General features: G+C 64.6%; 3 protein-coding genes. All 3 read left to right on the forward strand.

From position 1 onward, the window contains the following. On the forward strand, positions 1–1,308 hold a 1,308-nt coding region (locus R2855_19860; protein MEZ4533261.1), incomplete at its 5' end, for a hypothetical protein. Then, positions 1,308–2,312, forward strand: coding sequence for a DUF58 domain-containing protein (locus R2855_19865; GenBank protein MEZ4533262.1), 1,005 nt, complete (start codon positions 1,308–1,310; stop codon positions 2,310–2,312). The genes R2855_19860 and R2855_19865, both read left to right, overlap by 1 nt. 151 nt (positions 2,313–2,463) lie before the next feature. Next, complete coding sequence (locus R2855_19870; protein ID MEZ4533263.1) at positions 2,464–4,449, forward strand: BatA and WFA domain-containing protein; 1,986 nt, start codon at positions 2,464–2,466, stop codon at positions 4,447–4,449. Positions 4,450–4,463: the final 14 nt, after the last annotated feature.

Genomic DNA, 4,463 nt, shown 5'->3' on the forward strand with positions numbered 1-4,463 from the left:
TTTGCCGCGCTCGCGTTCGCGCGTGGAACCGGAGGCGGCATACCGCCGACGGAATCGAATGTGGTGCCGGCCTTTGTCCCCGCAGCGGAACGGTTCGTGCAGCCGGAGGTAGCCGCTCAGCCGCCAGACACCCAGGACGTGCCCACGGTGGAAGAGGTCGAAGCGATGATGCAGACCTCGATCACCAATCAGGAGGACCTCCGACGTCTGGCCGATGCGTTGGCCGATCACGCGTTGACCAGCGAGGCTGCCGATCTCATCGATCGGGGACTGTACGGCGCCGCAGCCGAAGAACTGCGGGATGTGTCCAGCCAGGCCGGTGAGCTCTCCGATCAAGCACGCGCCGATTTGGCCAGCGACCTGAGCCAGGCCGCGGCCGAGATGTCCGACGGGAACAAGACGCTTTCGGAAACGACCCAGGAGGCTGCCGAGGGACTGGAGCAGGGCGGCGAAGCTGCCCAGAACGGCATACGCGACCTGGCCAATGCGGTGGAGCAAAGCGGGCAACAGGTGCAGTCGTCCGAAGCGCTCGATCAAGCCATGCAGCAAGCCCAGGAGCACGCGGCGGCCAACGCATCTCAGCAAAGCGATCAATTGAGCGCCGGCAACGAAGGGTTGCCATCACCGAACGACTCGTCCGGAAACTCCTCAGAATCGAACCCTTCCAGCGCGAGTGGAAGCCAGCCGGGCAATCCGGGGGAGTCAAGTTCAGATTCCGGCGCAGAAGCCGAAGCGGGTATTGGCGACGACTCCATGAGCTCCAGTGGCAAGGAAGGCGATGGCGCTCCCGCCGAATCGAACGCTCCCAGTGACACGGAGGGGGCTCCCGGAGATAGCAGTGCGCAGCAGCCGGGAGGCGGGACTGGTTCGCCAAGCGACGACCCAGCCGAACAAACCGACGCCACCGAAGGCGACTCCAGCACCGGTTCCGGAGCGGGTGGCGAGAGCAACCAGGATGCGAGCGATCCGGCGGACGGCAGCGGCGGCGAAAACGAGCATCAGACCGATGGCAAGAAGGATCCATCCGCACCGAAGGTTTCCGATGAGACGGGCGAGGGTGACGATGCAAGTGGAGCAGACGCCGATCCGCATCGGGCCATCGAGCTCCCCCGTTCGCCCGAGGGGCAATCGATTTCGATCGGAGGCAACTCTGGCGCGTCGAGCTCCGGATCGGGCGCGGGAGTCACGGTCAGCAGCGGCTCGACCGAACAGGGTGAGGTGGGCGAGGCCGCCCCGGACAGCAATCACGTGCCGCCCGAGTATCGCTCGATTGTCGAGAACTACTTCTCCGATCAGGACGATGGCTGATGAACGGTCTGCTCACGTCCATTCGAGACAGATTTGGCGGAACGGTTTCGCCTGACCAGCATGCCGTTGCGCCAGCGCGCGAGCAGGTGGTGTTCGATGAGGAGTTGCTGGCTCGCCTGCGAAAGCTGACGTTGCTTTCGAATGCGTCGGTGTCGCATGGGTTAGCTGGTGAGCATCGCTCACAACGGCGCGGTTCGTCACCCGAGTTTGCCGATTTCAAGAGCTATTCCCAAGGCGACGACTTTCGCCGGATCGATTGGAACATCTACAGCCGGCTGGGAGAGCTCTTCATCCGGTTGAGCGAAGTCACGACCGAGCTGACCGTGCATCTCTTGCTGGATGCGTCGGGCTCCATGGATTGGTCTGGCGATGCGCAGCGCATCACCAAGTTCACCTATGCGCGGCGAGTGACCGGATCGCTCGGATATGTTGGGCTCTGGCATTTCGACCGGTTGTCGATCACGCCATTCAGCAATCAGCTCGGGCATCCATTCGGGCCGTCTCACGGCCGTTCGAACATCACCCCGATGCTGAAGTACCTGACCGACCTGCCGGCAAGCGGGACGACATCGTTCGCCGAATCGGTCGAGCGCTATGCGCGGGCCCGGAAGCGGCCCGGCGTGCTGATCGTGCTCTCCGATCTCCTCTCTGGCGAGCCGGATGAGATGCGGACGGCATTCCAGCTGCTGCGCAGCCGAGGTTGGCAGACGACTGTGGTGCAGATCGTCGATCCGGCCGAGCGTGATCCCGCGCTTGCGTTCCCGGTAGGCGCAAACGCGCAACCGCTGACCATCGAGCTCATCGATCTGGAGCAAGCCACCCGCTTGCAGATCACACCGACGCAATCCGCGCTCGCTGATTACACGCGTGCATTGACGGCGTGGCAGGCCGATGTTGAGTCGGTCTGTGCGTCCGAGCAAATTCCGCTGATCACCCTGCAAACCGACTGGCCATTCGAAACCGTGGTGCTCGGGTTGCTGGCGCAACGGGGGGTGGTTGGATGAGCGAACGAGGGTCCAGCATCCGGTGCCCAGGGTCCAGGGTGAGGCGTTCAGAACGCTTGGTTCTGGGGTGTGCGGCGTGCGGTCGTCATGTGGAGAACGGTTCGGCATGTCGTGTCCCGGATCCGGGATCCTGGTCAGAGGACGGACGCCCATGAGCAGCCTGCAGTTCCTTGCGCCAATCGGCTTGCTGGCGTTGATCGGCATTCCAGTGGTCATCTTTTTTCACATGCGTCATACCACACCGGTGGAGCGGCCTGTGCCCACATTGCGCTTCTGGCGGCTTGTGGCGCCCGCGCCCACCGACGACGCCCGATTGCGCCGGCCGCCGATTTCGTTGTTGCTGCTGCTGCAATTGCTGGCTGTCGGCGCCCTGGGACTGGCGTTGGCGCGGCCCGCGGTGGCGGACGCCTGGGCCGGGCTCACGCAGCGCACCGAGCCAAAGCATCTGGTGATCCTGCTCGATGGATCGACCAGCATGGCCGCCACCGACGTCGATTCCGGCAGCGATCGCTTCACCGTGGCCAAAGAACTGGCGGCCGAGCGTGTCGGTGAGTTGCGGGACGGCGATGTGGCGACTGTCATGTTGTTGGGAACCTCGGTGCAATCGTTCGAGGCGACCGACGGCGCGGGTCTGCGTACGCTGGAAACGCGAGTACGGGAGCTTTCATTGCCGGGAGGGCGCGCCGATCTGAACGCGGCGCTGGTTCTGACGAGCAATCTGATGCTGCCCGATCTGGAAAACCAGGTTGTGGTGATCACCGATGGCGCGGTGGCTGCCGATCGCTCGGTTGCGGCCAATGTGCATGCCCCTATCGAGTTGCTCCTGGTCGGGCGGGCCAGCGCGGCCAACCTGGCCGTGGTCCAGCTGACGGCGCGAGCGTCTGGCGACAATGCCAACCAGACCGAGCTCTTTGCCCGGCTGGCGAACTTCAGCGATCAGCAGGTCAACGCGACGGTCTCGGTCTTCGCCAATGGAATTGTGGTGGATTCAGAGAACCTGCAAATCGACGCGAATGCAACGGTCGATTTCATCTCGGATCTGCTGCCGAGCGATGTTTCCCGCCTGCGCGTCGAGCTCCAGGCGAACACGGATGACGCGCTGCCAGCCGACAACGCCGCCGAATTGGTGTTGGCGCGCGATAGCGATCTGGCGCAGCGCATCTTGCTCGTGTCGGATACGCCGTTGGTGCTGCAGCGGGCGCTGACTTCGCTTCCCGGCGCGCAGGTGACCACGATTTCCACGACCGAGCATCTGAACGGCGATATTCCGGCCGGACCGTACGATCTCTACGTCTTCGAGGGATACACGCCCGTGAGCGCGGATGAAATCGTCGCGCCGGCCTTTTTCGTCGATCCGCCGGTGGATGGGTTGCTGCCGACGACCGGGGTGATGACAGCTGCCTCGGTGCAGCATGTGCGCGCGGGTGATCCGTTGTTGGATGGCGTCGATCTGACCGGGCTCACCGCCGGTGAAACCCCGATCCTGCAGATGTCCGAAGGCGATACAGCCGTGGTCGAGGGGGAAGGCGGTCCGCTTCTCTATCGCGGAGCGGCGCCCGGCTCGACCGAGCCGATGGTTGTGCTGGCCATCAGTCTCCAGGAGAGCGCGCTGCCGCAGCGGATCGCCTTCCCAATTCTGACCGCAAACGTGGTGCGCGCGTTGGCTCCGGCGGCGTTGCCGGACTCGGCCGCGCTGGGTGACCCGGTAACCATCGAGCCGCGCGCGGGCGCGGCTACCGTGCGCATCGTTTCCCCGTCCGGCATCGAAACCGACATTCCGGTTTCGGTCGACGCAGGTGGGGCTATCGAGACCGTCGTCTTCCCGACCACCGGCGAGGCGGGTGAATATACCGTGCAGGAGCTCAGCACGAGCGGGCGCGCGGGCGCGACTGGCTCGTTTGTAGTCAATGCCGGACATCCGGTGGAGTCGAATCTGCGCGCCAACGAGGAGCTGCCCGAGGCGCTGGCCCAGGCAGCGGCGTCGGATGAGGTCGGGACGACTCGACGTGGGCTTGGCGATCTCTGGCCGGCGCTGGCAGCGCTTGCCGTTGGGGTGCTTGTATTCGAGTGGCTGTGGTTGAGCGCTGGCGGAGGGGTGCGCCGTGGGAATCGCTCGTTGAGAGGAGCGCGCGCATGACTCTCCCCTTCGAT

It is taken from the genome of Thermomicrobiales bacterium, assembly GCA_041390825.1.
Classification (GTDB): Bacteria; Chloroflexota; Chloroflexia; order Thermomicrobiales; family UBA6265; genus JAMLHN01.

What these genes read in the sequence shown, in the direction of transcription:
- R2855_19865 (MEZ4533262.1), top strand. Translation starts at nt 1,308, where the DNA reads ATGAACGGTCTGCTCACGTCCATTCGAGACAGATTTGGCGGAACGGTT.
- R2855_19870 (MEZ4533263.1), top strand. Translation starts at nt 2,464, where the DNA reads ATGAGCAGCCTGCAGTTCCTTGCGCCAATCGGCTTGCTGGCGTTGATC.